The sequence below is a fragment of the Amycolatopsis sp. NPDC059235 genome (assembly GCF_042754125.1).
Lineage (GTDB): Bacteria > Actinomycetota > Actinomycetes > Mycobacteriales > Pseudonocardiaceae > Amycolatopsis > Amycolatopsis albidoflava.
In genome coordinates this window covers 20,776-33,591 of the sequence record NZ_JBHZAG010000067.1, presented here as the reverse complement: position 1 = coordinate 33,591, position 12,816 = coordinate 20,776, and the positions used below count along the sequence as shown (strand labels likewise).

Sequence of the window (12,816 nt, the reverse complement as noted above, 5' to 3'; positions counted from 1 at the left end):
CCGGGGTGGAGGACTACTTCGGGGAAAGTGTCGCTGCCAGGTACGACGAATCGTCGGCCGAAATGTTCTTGCCGGAGGCGGTGAACCCGGCAGTCGACGTCCTGGCCGGGCTCGCCGGGGACGGTCGCGCGCTGGAATTCGGCATCGGGACCGGACGGATCGCGTTGCCGCTCGCCGCGCGGGGTGTGCCGGTCTCGGGGATTGACCTGTCGTCGGCGATGGCTGCGCGATTGCGCGCCAAACCGGGCGGTGACGCGATCGAAGTGGCGATCGGCGATTTCGCGTCGACCCGGGCCGACGGAACCTTCTCGGTGGCATACCTGGTGTACAACACCATCGGCAACCTGACCTCGCAGGACGCGCAGGTGGCCTGTTTCCGCAACGCCGCGGCGCATCTCGAGCCAGGCGGGTGCTTCGTGATCGAGGTCGGGGTGCCGGACCTGCGGAAGCTGCCGCCCGGGCAGACCGTCGTTCCGTTCGATCTGAGCGCGACGCATTGGGGATTCGATCTTTACGACGTCTCGACGCAGTCGATGAGTTCGTACCACGCCCGGGTGGCCGACGGCCGCGGCGAGTTCCGGGCGATTCCGTTCCGGTATGTGTGGCCCGCCGAGCTGGACCTGATGGCGCGGCTGGCCGGGCTGCGGCTGCGGTCGCGGTGGGAAAGCTGGGACGGGAAGCCGTTCGCGCACGAGAGCGAGCAGCACATCTCGATCTGGGAAAAAGCCGCGTGAGCTTCCACTCCGGTCGGCAACCCGCGCCAGGGACCTAAGGCACCGCTACGGATCCGTCGGCCCGGGTCGACGGGCTCGGCTCTGGCCGGGGTGTTGTCGTACGTGAGGGGAACCCTGAGGGAATCAGAGTCCCTCAGGGTTCCCCTCACGTACTCGCAGAACGGTCGAGTAGGGCAGCCGCACAGCTCTCGGGGCGGTTCAGGGGTACCGCGGCCCGGGGTCGTGCGTGGCTATGCCGGTTAGAACCGGCATAGCCACTCACGAGCTACCCCTTCGGCGGGGTGAACGCGGCCAACTGCTCCGACCCGGACCAGTCGTGCCCCCAATAGCTGTCCCGGGTGATCTCCTCCGCGGTGTAGAACCGCTCGTCCACCAGCATTCCCTCGGTCCCGTACTCCAGGTCCCAGCCGCCAGGCGCGCGGACGTAGAACGACACCATCTTGTCGTTCGTGTGCCGGCCCAGGGTCGACGACACCGAGAACCCGCGCTTGCCGACCTCGTCCAGGGCGCGGCCGACGGCGTCCAGGGAATCGACCTCGACCATCAGGTGCACCAGGCCCGGCGGTTCGCCGTGCGGGGCCGGGCAGATCGCCAGGCTGTGGTGGCGCTCGTTGACGCCCATGAACCGCACCCGGCGCGGTTTCTGGTCCGGGGCCGCGCCGCTCATCGAGACCGCGCCGCGCGGGAGGAAGCCCAGCACCTCGGTGTAGAACGTCTCGACCTCGGCGAAGTTCGTCGTCGGCAGCACGACGTGGCCCATGCCCTGCGCGCCGGTCACGAACTGCTGCGTCCACTTCGTCCGCACCGGGTCGTGGTCGAGGACCGGGCCGAAGAAGACCTCGACCGGGGTGCCGGACGGATCGTCGAAGGTGATCGCCGAATCGACGCGGCGTTCCCGGCATTGCTGCTCAGACAACACTTTCACCGCGGTTCCGGACGCTTCAACCGCACGCCCGACCGCGGCCAGCGCGAACTGGTCGCGCACCTCCCAGCCGACCGCCAGCACCCGGTCGTCGTCACCGGGCAGCACGATCAGCCGCGCCTCGCGTTCGTCCATCCGCAGGTACAGGCCGTCGGGAACCGGGCCGGACGTTTCGGCGAAGCCGAGCGCCTCCACGGTCAGCTCCCGCCAGCGCGGCAGGTCCCGGCTCTGGACCCGGAGGTATCCGAGCCCTCGGATGTCGGTCATAGCGAAACTCCTTGCGGGATAAGAGAGTTCAGATCATCGAGAGCATCGGGCCGGGTGGCGGCTCGACGTCGAGGTCGGTCAGCGCGGACGCGTGGAACACCGAGCCCGGCACGTGGATCGCGTGCGCGAGGCCCATGTGGCCGTCGCGCCAGAAGCGCTGGATCGGGTTGTCCATCCGCAGCCCGTTGCCGCCGCTGCGGGCGACCACCTCGTCCATCGCGCGCACCGCCCGCCACGCCGCAGCGACCTGGGTGCGGCGCGACGCGGCTCGGTCGGCGAGCGTTACCGCCTCCCCGGCAGCCGCCTTGTCGTAGAAGCGGGAAACGTTGTCCAGCATGGCGATTCGCGACGCTTTGATCTCCTCGGCGGCGGCGCTGATCGCGAACAGCACATACGGGTCGTCTTTCACCCGCGTGCCAGTGATTTGCACGCGCGTGCGTTGATAGGCCAGATGCGCGGCCAGCGCACCCTCGGCGATGCCGATCACCGCAGAGGTGATGCCGAGCGGGAAAATCGTCGTGAACGGGACGCCGTACGTCGGGTTGGTGCGGCCGGATTCGCGCAGCGCGCTGCCGTCGGTCATCCGGCTGAACGGGACCGCTCGGTATTCCGGAATGAACGCGTCCTTGACGACGATGTCCTTGCTGCCGGTGCCGCGCAGGCCGACGACGTCCCAGGTGTCCTCCACGATTTCGTAGTCCGCACGAGGCAGGATCACGTGGTAATTCCGGGGCGGCTGCACGACATTGCCGTCCGCGTCGCCGAGGAAGCCGCCGAGGAAAATCCAGTCGCAGTGGTCGGTTCCGGACGAGAACTGCCACCGTCCATTGAAGACATACCCGCCGTCGACCGGCTTCAGCACACCCATCGGCGCGTACGGCGAAGCGATCCAGGTGTCGTCGTCAGCGCCCCAGATCTCTTCCTGCACACGACGGTCGCAGAGCGCCATTTCCCACGGGTGCACGCCGACGATCCCGGCCACCCAGCCGGTCGATCCGTCGAGCGACGCCAGCCGCATCACCGTTTCCGCGAATTCGCGCGGATGGGCTTCCGCGCCGCCGTAATCGGCGGGCTGGAGCATTTTGATCGCGCCGGTTTCCCGGAGTACTTTGGCCGCTTCGTCGGCGAGCCGGCCGAGCCGCTCGTTTTCCGGTCCGAGCGCGGCGATCTCGTCCGCGCGGTGTTCGATCGCGGCAAGAGCGGGATGGGTCATGGCGCTTCCCTTTCTCCGGTCCGATTGCGATGCGGCCCCGGCTGCCCCGAGCCTCCCAGCGGAGCACCCGAGCGCGCGGACTCGCTCCCGGTCAACGGGATCAGGGCCGCGGCACCCGGCTTCGCACCACCTTGCCGGTCACGTTGCGCGGCAACGGTTCCGTCCCGATCCGCCACCGCGACGGGACCTTGAAATACGCCAGCCGCTCCGCCGCGAACGCCCGCAGCTCCTCCTCGCCGACCGACGCCGACACAACCACCACCGCGGCCACTTCCTGGCCCAGGTCGACGTGCGGCACGCCCAACACGATGCATTCCCGCACCGCCGGGTGTTCGGCCAGCACGTTCTCGACCTCGGCCGGATAAACGTTCTCCCCGCCGTGCAAGATCAAATCCGACCGGCGCGCGGTGAGTCGCAGCCTGCCGTCGGAAAGAACCCCGATGTCCCCCGTGTGCAGCCATCGCTCGTCGTCGATGGCGGCGGCCGTGGCTTCGGGATCTTCCCAATAACCGAGCATCGTGAACGGGCTGCGCACGCAGATCTCCCCTGCGCTGCCGTCGGGCACTAACTCGCCGAAAGCGTCCCGGATCTCGAGCTCCACTGTCGCGATCGGATGTCCGACAGTGCCCGGCGAGGCGGCGAGATCAGCCGATGTGGCAACGGAAATCGCTGTGGACGATTCCGTCAGGCCGTAGCTGTCCACCAATCCGTGTTCCGCCACCGGAAGCTCCGCGCGTAACCGTTGCTGGAAAGCCGGAGAAGAAGGCGCAGCACCGAGCGTAAAAGCGGTCAGCGAGGAAAGGTCGTACCGGTCAAGATTGCCGTGTTCCAGCAGACGGTGCGCCATGGTCGGCACGACGCCCCAGTTCGTCACCCGCTCGGCCTCGACCAGCCGCAACACTCGCTCCGCGTCGAAACCGCCCTGGTGCAACACCACCGCGCTGCCGTCGGCCAGCCGAGGCACGACCAGGTTGTGCAGTCCGGCGATGTGGAACAACGGCACGCCGAGCAGGTACCGCCGCGCAGACGGATCCGTCGGGTCGCCGAGCACGCGGGCGACTTCGCTGTTCAGACGGTGAAACTCGACCACCGACGTCAGGTTCCGGTGCGTGTGCACCGCGCCTTTCGGCCGTCCGGTGGTGCCGCTGGTGTAGAGGATGACCGCCGGATCGTCCTCGGCCACCGCACAGGAAGGCAGCAGCGCATCCGAGCGGCGCGCTAGCCGGGGAATGTCCTCCTCGACGGTCAGCACCGGAACGCCGTCCAGCAACGCGGCCCGCTTCGCGTCGGCGACCACCAGAGACGGTCGCGTGTGGCCGAGCGCGTACTCCAGTTCCGGCCGCGACCACCACGCGTTGTAGCCGACCGCGATCGCGCCCAGCGACACCGTCGCCCAGAACGCGACCACCCACTCCGGACTGTTCGCCGCCGCGATCGCGACCCGGTCGCCCTTGCCGATCCCGTACTCGTCGCGGAGCGCACAAGCCACCGACGCCACCTGCCGGACATGGTCGGCGAAGGTGATCCGGCGGTCGGCTGTCACCAGATACTCGTGTTCGCCGTGCCGCGCCGAGCCGGCCAGCACCTCCCCCAGCGACCGTGCGCGATGCGTGAACACCGTCATCGGCACGCCCAGCACAGTCTCCGTGCGCAGCTCACAAGGCCCGCCGGGCGCGGTCAGCGTCTGCCGAGGATCAGCGGAGAGGCTCATCAAGGGTCTCCCTCCTCGCGCACCGGTGCGGCGTGATTGTGCCTGCTCACCGCCGTAAGCGCCGCGCCGATTCCAGTGACCGGGACCGGCTCACAGGAACGCTGGCTCGCCGTACGCGCCTTGGCGCAGCAGCCCGGGCGACTCGGCCCGGCCGTCGAGAACCCGGTTGGTGCGCCGGGTGACCTTCCAGCCCTCCTCGGTGCGGGCGAGCGCCCAATGGTTCGCCGTGGCGCGCCGGACGACAAAGCGGTCCTCCTGATGCACCACCATCAGCGAGTGACAGACGGCGATCGCCGTGTCGCCGTCGACGGTCACGTGCGGCGGGCCGACGAAATGCGCGCAACCACCGGAAATCCAGCCTTGATGGGCGCTCGACCGGACCATCCGGGCCAGTTGCTCGCGGCCTTCGAGGTAGATCTCGTCGACGTCGTACACGCCGTCCTCGGTCCACAGCGCGGCGACGTCCTCGGCCGCGCCGGCGTCCGCCAGCGGGCCGTACGCGGCGATCAGCCTGCTGATCTCGCGTTCGTCCTCCAGCCGCGCGAGCCGCGCCTCCAACTGGGCGATCCGGTCCACTTCAGACCTCGCTTCCTAGCTCGGCGAGCGCTTCGAGCTGCTCGCGGTAATGGTCGGCCGATTTGGCGGCGATCCGCGCGCTGACCGTCGTCGCCCCGGCTTCGAGCACCCGGGCCAGCCGATCCCGGCAGGAGGCCGCGCCCGGGTCCAGCGGCCTTCCGGGCGACAGCACGACCTGGAAGCCGTCCGGCAGCTCAACGGTGTCGAGCATCCGGCGCAGCTCCTCCAGCGACAACCCGAACGGGACCCAGCCGTCGGCCAGTTCCACCGCCCGCCGGAGCGAGCGCTTGGTTCGGCCGCCGATCCACAGCGGGACTTTCGCCTGCACCGCATGCGGCTCGACGATCATCCCGGCGAAGTCGTAGTGCCGTCCGTGATATTCCGGCAGCCGCTGCGACAACGCCGCCCGCAGCGCCCGCAGCGCGTCGTCGGCCCGCTCGCCGCGGTGCTCGAACGGTGCGCCCAGCAGGTCGAACTCCTCCCGCAGCGACCCGACGCCCAGGCCGAGCACGAGCCGTCCGCCGCTGACCGTGTCGAGCGTTCCGTAGCGCTTCGCGATCTCCAGCGGGTGGTGATACCCCAGCACGAGCACCTGCGTGACCAACCGGATCCGGCTGGTGCGAGCGGCGAGGAAACCGAAGGTCGCGAGCGGATCCCAGTACGTCGAGCCGCGCTGCTCCGCGACCGCGACCGGCACCGCGACGTGCTCGCTGCAGGTCAGGTGATGGAATCCGAGCCGGTCCGCGGTCTCCGCGATCCGCGCCAGGTCTTCGATGCCCGCGGTGTCCTCCCAGGCGTTCGGGTCCCCCGGCAGCCGGGTCACCACGGGGCTCACGAGGCCGATGTCCATGCCGCCATGCCTACCGGCCGCCGGGCCGGCGCGAGCGGGTTCTCCCGCTGATCGGGAGCCGTGCCGCAGTCGTGACCCGCCGCGTGTTGACGCTCCGGGAGGCCGCCGTGTTACCTTCAAAACTAGAAATGATTTCAATTCGTCCGCGAGGAGCACAGCATGACGGTTGTCGCGATCGAAACGGACTCCCTCGGCACGGATGTCGCACAGAACCGCGCCTTGCCGCCGTCGATGGTCGAGCGGATGACGCTGATCCTCGACGCCTTCGACGCGCCGAGCACCCGGCTCACCCTCGAGCAGGTCGCGCGCACGACCCACCTCCCCCGTTCGACCGCGCACCGCATCCTCGACCAGCTCGTGCGGCTGCAGTGGCTGTCGCATTCGTCGTTCGGGTACGCGCTCGGCGCGCGGGCGCTGAACCTCGGCGGCACCGGCGGCAACCACCTCGAACTGCGCGAGGCGACCGCGGCCGTGCTGCACGAACTGCAGTTGCGCACCGGGATGGTCGCGCACCTGGCGATCCTCGACGGCGCGGACGTCCGGTATCTCGACAAGGTCGGCGGCCGGTTCGCCGCGGTCGTCCCGTCGCGCGTCGGCGGCCGCGCGCCCGCGCAGTGCACCGCGCTCGGCAAGGCGATGCTCGCGTGGCTGCCCGCCGAACAGGTCGAGGACCGGGTCATGCCCGTGCTCGGCCGCCAGACCAGCCGGACGATCTGCGACATGGTGACGCTGCACCGCGAACTCGGCCGGATCCGCGACCGCAACGGTCTCGCTTTTGAACGCGGCGAGTGCTTCTCCGATATCTCCTGTGTCGCCGCCGCCATCCGCGGCCCGGAAGGGCCGGAAGCCGCGATCTCCCTGGTCGGCGACGCGCAGACCGCGCTGGAGCGCGTCGCGCCGCTGGTCGTGGTCGCCGCACGGCAGGTCACTCAGGAGCTGTACCCGATGGTCCGGCTGCGCACGGCCGAGCCCGCTTGGAACTGATCGTCCACAAAGGACTCTCAGTCACCGAGACAGCACCAGCTTGCGCACCGCCCGCCGTTCTACGTTCAGCCTCGCAGAATCGGGGCACTGGAAGGAGATCCGACGATGACCACAGTGGAGCCGGCACCGGACGAGGTCCGCGTGATCGAGGCCGGCGCGGCGCCCACGCGGTTCGCCCGCGGGTGGCACTGTCTCGGGCTCGCCGAGAGCTTCGCCGACGGCAAGCCGCATCCGATCACCGCGTTCGGGCAGAAGCTCGTAGTGTTCGCCGGCGAGGACGGCAAGCTCAACGTGCTCGACGCATACTGCCGCCACATGGGCGGCGATCTGTCGCAGGGCACGGTCAAGGGCAACGAGGTCGCCTGCCCGTTCCACGACTGGCGCTGGGGCGGCGACGGCCGGTGCAAGCAGATTCCTTACAGCCGCCGGGTTCCGCTGCGGGCGCGCACCGCGGCGTGGACGACGCTGGTGCAGGACAAGATGTTGTTCGTCTGGAACGACCCGGAGGGCAATCCACCGCCGCCCGAGGTTGTCATCCCGCGCATCGAGGGTGCCACGCGCGACGACTGGACCGACTGGACCTGGTACGAAACGCACGTCGACACAAACTGCCGCGAGGTCGTCGACAATGTTGTGGACATGGCGCACTTCTTCTACGTGCACTTCGCTTTTCCCACGTACTTCAAGAACATCTTCGAGGGACACGTCGCCACGCAACTGCAGCGCGGGTCTTCGCGGGAGGACGTGCGCCCGCCCGCCAAGGACGGTCAGCCGAAGGCACTGGGCAACACCTCCGTCGCCGCTTACTACGGGCCGTCTTTCATGATCGACGAGCTGACCTATCACTACGAGGGCATGGACATCGACGCCGTGCTCATCAACTGCCACTACCCGGTCAGCGCCAACTCTTTCAAGCTGCAGTACGGGATCATCGTCAAGCGCACGGACAAGCTCTCCGGGCCTGAGGCCGAGGCGACCGCGCGCAAGATGGGCGACTTCATCCGGATCGGCTTCGAACAGGACGTGCAGATCTGGAAGAACAAGACCCGGATCGAGAACCCGCTGCTGTGCGAGGAAGACGGTCCGGTTTATCAGCTGCGACGCTGGTACGAACAGTTCTATGTGGACGTCGCGGACGTCACGCCGGAGATGACCGAGCGGTTCGAGTTCGAATTGGACACCGCGAAGCCGAATGCCGCGTGGCGCGCGGAGGTCGAGGAGAACCTCAGCCGCCGGACCAGCGAGCACGTCTGATGGCGATCCGCGCCGACAACCGGCTGCTGGACGAGCCGATGCGCCCGGTCCAATGCGGAACGTGCGAGGCTTGGCTGAAGGTGCGCAAGAGCAGTTGGCATCAAACGAGCATTCAGTGGGATGCCAACGCTTCCGCACGGTGTGCCGAACGGTCGGCTTGTGCGGAGGACTTGTTCCGCGGGTGTGGTGCGCTGCGGGATTCGATTGACCGGGCGGTCGCGGACGGGGGAATTCCGGTGGCTGGAGAATGAGCATGGCCGAAAAGTACGGGCCGTGGGCCGTGATCGCGGGTGGTTCGGAAGGCGTTGGCGCGTCGTTCGCGCATCAGCTCGCCGAGGCCGGGATCAATCTGGTGCTGATCGCGCGCAAGCCTGAACCGTTGGCGGAAACCGCGGCGGCGGTGCGGGCACGCGGCGTGGAAGTGCTTACCGCGCAGGTGGATCTGCTCGATCCGGAGGCGCTCTCGGCGATCCGGGAAGTGACTGACGGGCTCGAGGTCGGGCTGCTGATCTTCAACGCGGGCGCGAACAGCTACGGACACGAGTTCGTCACTGGGGATCTGTCCCGCGTGCGCGGAGTGATTGACCTGAACATCACCGCGCAGCTCGCGTTGACCCATCACTTCGGCGCGTTGATGGCATCGCGCGGGCGCGGCGGGATCATGCTGGTGGGCTCGCTGGCCGGGTATCTCGGGCAGGCGGAGATCAGCGTGTATTCCGCGGTTAAGGCGTTCAGCCGGGTGTTCGCCGAGGGGCTGTGGCTGGAGATGCGCGAGCGCGGCGTGGACGTGCTGGAGCTGGTGCTGGGCGTCACCCGGACTCCGGCGATGGAACGGGCCGGGCTGGCGTTCGACCTGCCGGGACTGAATGTGGCCGAGCCGGACGACGTCGCGCGCGAAGGGCTGGCGCATCTCGCGGACGGGCCGGTGTGGGTGGCCAGCGGGAACCTCGCCGCGGCGGAGAAACGAAGCGGGTTCCCGCGCGCCGAACTGGCACTGGCCGCCCACGAGGCGACGCGAAAGCTGCTCCCGACGCGATAGCTAGCGTTCCGTGAAGGGCTCCTTGAGGGAATCTGATTCCTTCAAGGAGCCCTTCACGTACCTGCCAAGAACTCGCTCACCGCGGTGTGGAAGCCGGTCGGATCCTCCACCCACGGCAGATGACCTGCTGGCAGCTGCACGCGCGAGACCACCGGCAAAGCCCGCTCCAGCGAGTCCGCTGCCGAGCGCGGGCGGATGTCCGCTGTTCCGTCCACGATCAGCGTCGGCACCTTCAGCGTTTCGCACTGTCCACTCAGGTCTGGCGAACGCTCGCGATTCAGCGCAGCGTTGCACTCGAAATTCACGCCGAACCACGGGTCAGCCATGGCTTCGGCGTGCTCCAGCGCGCGCTCCCGGTCGGCGAAATCGGCCGACCACTGCAGCACGCAGTACTCCCGGTCTTCCTCCGCGGTACGCTCCCGATCCCGCAGCGACTCCCAGCGCGCCAGGTGCTCGCCGAGTGCGTCCCGGAGGTTTCGCTGGTAGGCCGCGTGCCAGGTCGAGTCGGCGTCGATTCCGGTGCCGGAGACGTAGACCAGCTTCGTCACGCGGTCCGGATGCGCCAGCGTGTAGCGCAACGCCAGCTGCGCGCCCCAAGAATGGCCGAGCAGTGCGACGCGGTCCCAGCCGAAATGGGTTCGAACCGCGTCGAGATCGGCCACTGTCTTCTCGACTGAGTACGGTCCCTGCCGCTGCGACCGGCCGCATCCGCGCTGGTCCCAACGACAGACCGTCGCGGCTCCCGAGAAGGAAGCCGCGACGTCCGCCATCATGTCCCACAACCCCGGGCCACCGTGGCAGAAGACGACTGGTTCGCCGTCGCCCGTCCGCGCCGCCCAAAGCCGGAGACCGTCGTCAGTCCGCACCGCGTGATCCACGCGACGCAGTATGACCGCTTTCAGGCCTGCGCGACCGTCACCCGAGCGCTCGTGTCGTTCTCCTCGACCATCCCGCCCTGCGCGGGTTTGCGGCCGTGCTTCATCAGCAGGATGATCGCCACGCCGACGACGCCGACGACGCCCGCCCACAGGTAGGACTGGGTGAACGCGGCGTCGCCGTAGATCACCGCGTGCGATTGGGGCAGGGTCATCCGGACGTGCTCGGCCATGATCGCGCCGGTCACCGTCACCGCGGCCGACGACGCCAGCATCGCGATCACGCCGGCGATGCAGTTGCCCGCGCCGCCGAGCCGCTCGGGCAGCGCGTCCTGCAGGAGGTTCGCGTTGGAGGAATGCAGGAAGCCGACCGCGAACCCGGCGACGAAGCTGGTGATCGCGACCTGCCACTGCACGGTGAACATCCGCGAGCCGAGGAACATCACCACCAGGAAGCACAGGCTGGAGGCGAGCAGCACCTGGCGCGCGCCGATCCGCTTCGACAGGTAGCCGCCGAGCGGGCCGACGACCATGCCCACCACGCCGAGCGGGAACGTCCACAGTGCCAGTTGCAACGCGGAAAGTCCGACGCCATAAGTGTTTCCGGGGATGTGCGGCGTCTCGAACATGGTCGGGCTGAGGATGCCGTGGGCGTTCATCATGTACGACACCAGCCCGACCGCGACCACCGTCGGCAGGAATTTGCGGCCGACCAGCACCCGCAGGTCGATCAGCGGTTCCTTGGCTTTCAGTTCGCGCAGCACGAACGCGGCCAGCAGCAGCACTCCGATGCCGAACGCGCCGACCGTGGTCGTCGAACCCCAGCCCCACTTGCCGCCCTTGCCGACCGCGACGAGCAGAACGCCCAGGCTCGCCCCGAGCAGAATGGCGCCGAGAATGTCGAACGACGATTTGACCCGCACCTTGCTTTCCGGCACCAGCCACGCGTGCAGCGGGAGCAGGACGCCGACGTAAACGACCATGAACCAGAACACGCTGCGGAAGCCGAAATTGTCGATCAGCCATCCGGCGAGAAACGGGCCGGCGACCGCGCCCATGCCGATTCCGGTGACCACCGAGCCGAGCGCGACCGGCACGTAGGACCGCGGGATGACGTCGCGGACGAGTGCGTAGGAAATGTTCACGATGCCGACCAGGCTGCCCTGCAGCAGGCGGCCGATCAGGAGCAGCGCGAACACGTCGGTGGTCGCGCACACGACGCTGCCGAGCAGGAAGATCGCGCCCATCACCAGGATGATCCGCTTCTTGCCGTAGCGGTCGGCCGCCTTGCCCGCGAGCGGGAGCACGACCGCGCCGGCGAGCGTGACCACCGAGGCCGCCTGCGCCACGTCGAGGGTCCGGAAATGCGCGGCCATCCCGGGCAGCGCCGGATACACCATGAGGATTTCGAACGTGGCTATTTCGGAGAGCAGAATGATCAACGCGCAGACCGCGATGATCCGCCCGCGGGAAACAGGTCCGTTCGCCGGATTCAGGTCGAGTGCCATGCCGGTCCCTTTCCAGAAGTGATCAGGGGAATCCCCGCCGGAATACGAGGTCCCGCGCTGATGAGGCCGGAATCGACGCGAGCGTAATCACGGCCTCCCGGCGGCCTCGGCGCGATCCCGCTCACCGGGAGTCTTCTCAGATGTGCGAACCGCCGTCCACGCGGATTTCCGCGCCGGTCAGGTATCCGGCGTCGGCGGACGCGGCGAAGGCGATCGTCGCGGCGATCTGGTCCGGTTCCGCCACGCCCATCGGCGAGCGGATCCGGCGGTAGTAAGAGGTGTCGAGACCGACCAGGACGTCCTCGCCGACCAGCGGTGTCGCGACGGTGCCGGGCGACACGACGACCACCCGGACGCCGCGGCCGATCACCTCCGCCGCCAGGCTCAGCGAGAACCCGAGCACGGCGGCTTTACTGGCGGAATACGCCGTCATGTAAGGATTCCCGTGCGTAGCGGAACTGGAGGACACGTTCACGATGGCACCACCGTCGGGCAGGTGCGGCAACGCTTCCCGGCAGCACAGCGCGGTGCCGATCAGGTTCACGTCGTAGAGCCGTCGGAGGTCCGCGACCGTCAGCTCCGCGATCGGGGTGGTGCGGTGGATTCCGGCGACATTGACGACCACGTCGAGACCGTCGAGTTCGGCCGCCGCGGCACGGACCGCGGCCGAAATCTCGGTCTCGTCGGAAACATCGGCCTGACGCAGGCGGATCCGTTCGGTTTCCGACAGCCCGGAATGGTCGACGTCGACGGAGAAGACCGTGGCGCCTTCGGCCGCGAGCCGGAGTGCGGTGGCTCGGCCGATCCCCGAGCCACCACCGGTGAGCAGGACTTTCGCGTTCTCGAATCGGTGCACCTGTCGCAGGCTGCCACCGGCGCCGCG

12 protein-coding genes are annotated in these 12,816 nt (G+C 68.5%); 4 read left to right on the top strand and 8 right to left on the bottom strand.

The annotated features are described in order from the left end of the window. Positions 1-62 precede the first annotated feature (62 nt). Positions 63-734, top strand: coding sequence for a class I SAM-dependent DNA methyltransferase (locus ACFXI3_RS33580; RefSeq protein ID WP_378405071.1), 672 nt, complete (start codon positions 63-65; stop codon positions 732-734). 265 nt (positions 735-999) lie between these two features. Here ACFXI3_RS33580 and ACFXI3_RS33575 read toward each other — a convergent pair whose 3' ends face one another. The 5 genes from ACFXI3_RS33575 to ACFXI3_RS33555 all read right to left on the bottom strand — a co-directional run bounded on the left by ACFXI3_RS33575 (position 1,000) and on the right by ACFXI3_RS33555 (position 6,273). Next, a complete protein-coding gene (locus ACFXI3_RS33575; protein ID WP_344285179.1) occupies positions 1,000-1,923 on the bottom strand; it encodes a VOC family protein in 924 nt (307 codons plus the stop codon). Between the two features lie 28 nt (positions 1,924-1,951). Then, positions 1,952-3,136: an acyl-CoA dehydrogenase family protein gene (locus tag ACFXI3_RS33570; protein WP_378405026.1), complete on the bottom strand. Its 1,185-nt coding sequence runs from the start codon at positions 3,134-3,136 to the stop codon at positions 1,952-1,954. A gap of 100 nt (positions 3,137-3,236) precedes the next feature. Further along, on the bottom strand, positions 3,237-4,847 hold the full coding sequence (locus ACFXI3_RS33565) for a class I adenylate-forming enzyme family protein (RefSeq protein ID WP_378405024.1): 1,611 nt from the start codon (positions 4,845-4,847) through the stop codon (positions 3,237-3,239). 90 nt (positions 4,848-4,937) lie between these two features. Continuing rightward, the gene (locus ACFXI3_RS33560; RefSeq protein WP_378405022.1) at positions 4,938-5,423 is read right to left on the bottom strand and encodes a nuclear transport factor 2 family protein; all 486 of its coding nucleotides are present in this window, start codon (positions 5,421-5,423) and stop codon (positions 4,938-4,940) included. A 1-nt stretch (position 5,424) separates the two neighbouring features. After that, entirely contained in the window at positions 5,425-6,273 is an 849-nt protein-coding gene (locus tag ACFXI3_RS33555; protein ID WP_378405020.1) for an LLM class F420-dependent oxidoreductase, read from the bottom strand. A gap of 159 nt (positions 6,274-6,432) precedes the next feature. On the opposite strand from ACFXI3_RS33555, the gene ACFXI3_RS33550 reads away from it, so the two are divergent. The 3 genes from ACFXI3_RS33550 (at position 6,433) to ACFXI3_RS33540 (ending at position 9,550) form a co-directional block, all read left to right on the top strand. Beyond that, the gene (locus tag ACFXI3_RS33550; RefSeq protein ID WP_378405018.1) at positions 6,433-7,257 is read left to right on the top strand and encodes an IclR family transcriptional regulator; all 825 of its coding nucleotides are present in this window, start codon (positions 6,433-6,435) and stop codon (positions 7,255-7,257) included. A 105-nt stretch (positions 7,258-7,362) separates the two neighbouring features. Continuing rightward, positions 7,363-8,511: a Rieske 2Fe-2S domain-containing protein gene (locus ACFXI3_RS33545; RefSeq protein WP_378405016.1), complete on the top strand. Its 1,149-nt coding sequence runs from the start codon at positions 7,363-7,365 to the stop codon at positions 8,509-8,511. A 247-nt stretch (positions 8,512-8,758) separates the two neighbouring features. Further along, positions 8,759-9,550 (top strand): SDR family NAD(P)-dependent oxidoreductase, encoded by a 792-nt coding sequence (locus ACFXI3_RS33540; protein WP_378405014.1) that lies wholly within the window; start codon positions 8,759-8,761, stop codon positions 9,548-9,550. 53 nt (positions 9,551-9,603) lie between these two features. On the opposite strand, the gene ACFXI3_RS33535 is transcribed toward ACFXI3_RS33540, so the two are convergent. The 3 genes from ACFXI3_RS33535 to ACFXI3_RS33525 form a co-directional block, all read right to left on the bottom strand. Then, positions 9,604-10,428, bottom strand: coding sequence for an alpha/beta fold hydrolase (locus ACFXI3_RS33535; RefSeq protein ID WP_378405012.1), 825 nt, complete (start codon positions 10,426-10,428; stop codon positions 9,604-9,606). Positions 10,429-10,448: 20 nt separating this feature from the next. Next, positions 10,449-11,933, bottom strand: a complete 1,485-nt coding sequence (locus tag ACFXI3_RS33530; RefSeq protein WP_378405011.1) for an MFS transporter — start codon at positions 11,931-11,933, stop codon at positions 10,449-10,451. Positions 11,934-12,069: 136 nt separating this feature from the next. Continuing rightward, complete coding sequence (locus ACFXI3_RS33525; RefSeq protein ID WP_378405009.1) at positions 12,070-12,789, bottom strand: SDR family NAD(P)-dependent oxidoreductase; 720 nt, start codon at positions 12,787-12,789, stop codon at positions 12,070-12,072. Positions 12,790-12,816: the final 27 nt, after the last annotated feature.

Excerpts from the sequence above, each read along its gene's own strand:
- ACFXI3_RS33580 (WP_378405071.1), top strand. The coding sequence starts at position 63 with ATGTTCTTGCCGGAGGCGGTGAACCCGGCAGTCGACGTCCTGGCCGGG.
- ACFXI3_RS33575 (WP_344285179.1), bottom strand. The coding sequence starts at position 1,923 with ATGACCGACATCCGAGGGCTCGGATACCTCCGGGTCCAGAGCCGGGAC.
- ACFXI3_RS33570 (WP_378405026.1), bottom strand. The coding sequence starts at position 3,136 with ATGACCCATCCCGCTCTTGCCGCGATCGAACACCGCGCGGACGAGATC.
- ACFXI3_RS33565 (WP_378405024.1), bottom strand. The coding sequence starts at position 4,847 with ATGAGCCTCTCCGCTGATCCTCGGCAGACGCTGACCGCGCCCGGCGGG.
- ACFXI3_RS33555 (WP_378405020.1), bottom strand. The coding sequence starts at position 6,273 with ATGGACATCGGCCTCGTGAGCCCCGTGGTGACCCGGCTGCCGGGGGAC.
- ACFXI3_RS33550 (WP_378405018.1), top strand. The coding sequence starts at position 6,433 with ATGACGGTTGTCGCGATCGAAACGGACTCCCTCGGCACGGATGTCGCA.
- ACFXI3_RS33545 (WP_378405016.1), top strand. The coding sequence starts at position 7,363 with ATGACCACAGTGGAGCCGGCACCGGACGAGGTCCGCGTGATCGAGGCC.
- ACFXI3_RS33540 (WP_378405014.1), top strand. The coding sequence starts at position 8,759 with ATGAGCATGGCCGAAAAGTACGGGCCGTGGGCCGTGATCGCGGGTGGT.
- ACFXI3_RS33530 (WP_378405011.1), bottom strand. The coding sequence starts at position 11,933 with ATGGCACTCGACCTGAATCCGGCGAACGGACCTGTTTCCCGCGGGCGG.